General features: G+C 46.2%; 3 protein-coding genes. All 3 read left to right on the forward strand.

The genetic code is table 11. The features are described from left to right. Positions 1 to 199 precede the first annotated feature (199 nt). The gene (locus Q0668_RS01095) at positions 200 to 574 is read left to right on the forward strand and encodes a rod-binding protein (RefSeq protein WP_298859076.1); all 375 of its coding nucleotides are present in this window, start codon (positions 200 to 202) and stop codon (positions 572 to 574) included. A 139-nt stretch (positions 575 to 713) separates the two neighbouring features. Then, complete coding sequence (locus tag Q0668_RS01100) at positions 714 to 1235, forward strand: hypothetical protein (RefSeq protein ID WP_298859078.1); 522 nt, start codon at positions 714 to 716, stop codon at positions 1233 to 1235. A gap of 70 nt (positions 1236 to 1305) precedes the next feature. Continuing rightward, positions 1306 to 2977, forward strand: a 1672-nt coding sequence (gene flgK, locus Q0668_RS01105; protein WP_298859080.1) for a flagellar hook-associated protein FlgK, incomplete at its 3' end; no start/stop codon positions are given.

Genomic DNA, 2977 nt, shown 5'->3' on the forward strand with positions numbered 1-2977 from the left:
GGTCTGGCGCAAATCGCATGCCAAAGCGAAGGAAGTCATCTGGGAAATGCGGGACAGAAGATGTCATTAGTATCATTCGTGAATTGCACCGTTCGGGTAAACTTCACGCTGAGTACGATGAACATTGAGTTGAACTCACAACGGTCTGTTTCAGAGTTTTCAGTTTCGATATTTAAAACTTTTTTCAGGGAAACCAGCCATGACCCCCTTGTCTGGAATTCAACCTTCAATCAATCATACATCACTTTTATCAGATGTGGCTAAGGCACCATCTCAGTTAAATCAGACCGGGAAAGAATCTCCGGAACTCAAAGAAGCATTTCAGAAGTTCGTCGCTGGAACGTTTTACAAGCAGATGTTCAAAGCGATGCGCGAAGGCCAGAATAAGCCTGCGTATTTTCATGGCGGTCAGGCGGAAGAGATGTTTCAGGCTCAGCTCGATCAACAAATTTCTGAAGATCTGGCCACCGGTGAGGGAAGCGCTTTTTCTGATACGCTGTTTTCCGCATTTTCACGGCAAATCAATGCGAAGTCTGCCCAGTCTCTCGAACTCTCTTCGAGTGTAACACCTTGATTTTCAAGGTATTACGCATCTAAATCAGATTCTGATTAAATCAGACGCGAGAGCAGGTCCGATTATGCCGATTATAACGATAGGCGATTTTCTCCATCCGTGAGGATGGATTTTATAATCAGGGAGAAAGGGGGCTCCCATGCATGCAGGACAAAGCGCGTCCGCGCAAAGCATTCAACAGCAATTGCTGAGTCAGTTGGTGGGGATTCTGAATGATTTGGAACCCATCCAAAAACAACTGCTCGATCTCTACCAGGCAAAATCCAAGGCACTCAAGCAGGTTGATGTGGCCCGCTTTGAACAGTTTGGAGTTGTTGAAGAAGAACTGACTCGAGAGCTTCAGTTTGTATTGCTGGCCCGACAACAGTTGCTTCAGAAAGCAGAACAGCACGGATTTCCTTCCCAGACGATGAAGGATTTACTTTCCGGGTTGGATGTTGCAGAAGCAGACTTAGTCTTTCAGCGCATCGATGATGCAGAACAGCGATCCAAAAAATTAAGACACGAAAGCTGGGTGCAGTGGATTGTTTCGCAACGGTCCTATCAACATTACTCGCAAATACTGGAACTGATTGCGAATGCAGGGCAAAAAGTTCCAACTTATTCACGCGGTCAAAATGAAAGTAACACAGGGGGAGCGATATTTGACGCATCGGCGTAATTCTTTTTCTTAGTAAAAAGAATTCATATCCAATTGTTATTCGCGCGTCTGTCGTTACGGAAATGCTGTCATGGGACTTAATGCATCACTATCAATGGCCAAGCAGTCGCTTGAGATCTTCGGGACCGGAATCCAGGTAGCCGGCCAGAATATTTCTAACGCGGGTACTCCCGGATATATCCGCGAAGAAATGGTGCTCAATCCATCAGATCCGTTTCGCCAGGGGGCACTCGTTCTGGGAACGGGTGTTGAAATTTCCGGTATTCAGCAGCAGATTGATCTGTTTCTGGAAACGCGTATTCATTCGGCTAATACAGAATACTCCACAATTTCAGAGCGGAATCTGATTTACAAACAGCTGGAAAGTGAGATACGGGAATTATCAGAGGGCGACCTTTCGACAGGACTGAATGATTTTTTATCCACGCTCAATAATGTCGTGAATCAACCCAGTTCGATTCCCGATCGCGAGTTTGTCGTCACTGAAGCTGAGAAGTTTGCAGCAGAAATCAAGTCTCTCCGATTACGAGTCAATGAATTGAGAGACGCACAGTCGATCAATGTTGAGAATCTGGTGACAGAAGCCAATGAACTGATCGATACGATCGTTGATCTGAACCCCAAGATTTCCAAACTGGAAGCATCCGGTTTACTGCAAAGTGATGCCGGAGCGCTCAGAAACCAGCGTTACACCGCATTGAATCGACTTTCAGAACTGGTTCCCATTCGCTACCGGGAACGTAATGATGGTGCCATCGATGTTTTTACCGGCTCGGATTATCTGGTTCTAGCGGGGACCTCACAAAAACTGACCTTAAAAACCGACACAGATCGAGGCGTGGTAGTACACGATGTGCTGCTCAGCCAGACGAATAGTAATATCTCACGTACGGGAGGCGAACTGAAGGGGATTATTGAGGGTCGGGATGATATTCTAGGTAGCTTTGTTGATCAGCTCAATTCCTACACTTCCAATTTGATTTTCGAGTTTAATAAGATTCATGCATCGGGTCAGGGAACGGCTGGTTTCGACCAACTGACATCAGCATCGAATGTGCTTGATCCGACGGTCAGTTTAAATTCCTCACAGACGGGCCTGCCTTTTCAGCCCCGGCACGGCAGTTTTCAAATCAAGGTGACCAACAAAACGACCGGGCAGACAAATACGACGACCATTAATGTCGACCTGGATAGTATTGGAGTAGATACGACATTAAACAGTTTATCAACTGACATTGGAGGTGTTGCAAACTTAACATCCTCCGTCTCAACTGATGGCTTGCTTACCATTAGCGCCAGCCCTGATTACGAATTTCAATTTGCCAACGATACCAGTAATACGCTGGCGACGATCGGCATTAATACATTATTCACAGGGACTGACTCGAACGATATCCAGATCAATTCTGTAATCAAGCAGAATCAACAATTTCTGGCAACCGGTCAGGGGGGAGGTCCTTCTGATGGCAGCAATGCTGTGTTGATGGCTGCATTTTCTGATAATCCCATTGAGAATTTGGGAAATATCACTCTGGATAGCTTTTATGAAAAAGTGATATCCAATGTCGCACAGGCTTCTGCATCTGAGGAAGCACTTTCTGAGGGGGCTCTGGCTTTCAGAGAGTCTCTGTTTGGTCAGCGGGAGCAGTTTTCCGGTGTCAGCATCGATGAAGAAACGATCAATGTATTGACCCGCATTTCCCAGATGACTTCCCTCGCTTTGGCACGTAATTTGCGCCATA

Origin of the sequence: uncultured Gimesia sp., assembly GCF_937910335.1 — a bacterium.
In the GTDB taxonomy this organism is placed as follows: Bacteria; Planctomycetota; Planctomycetia; order Planctomycetales; family Planctomycetaceae; genus Gimesia.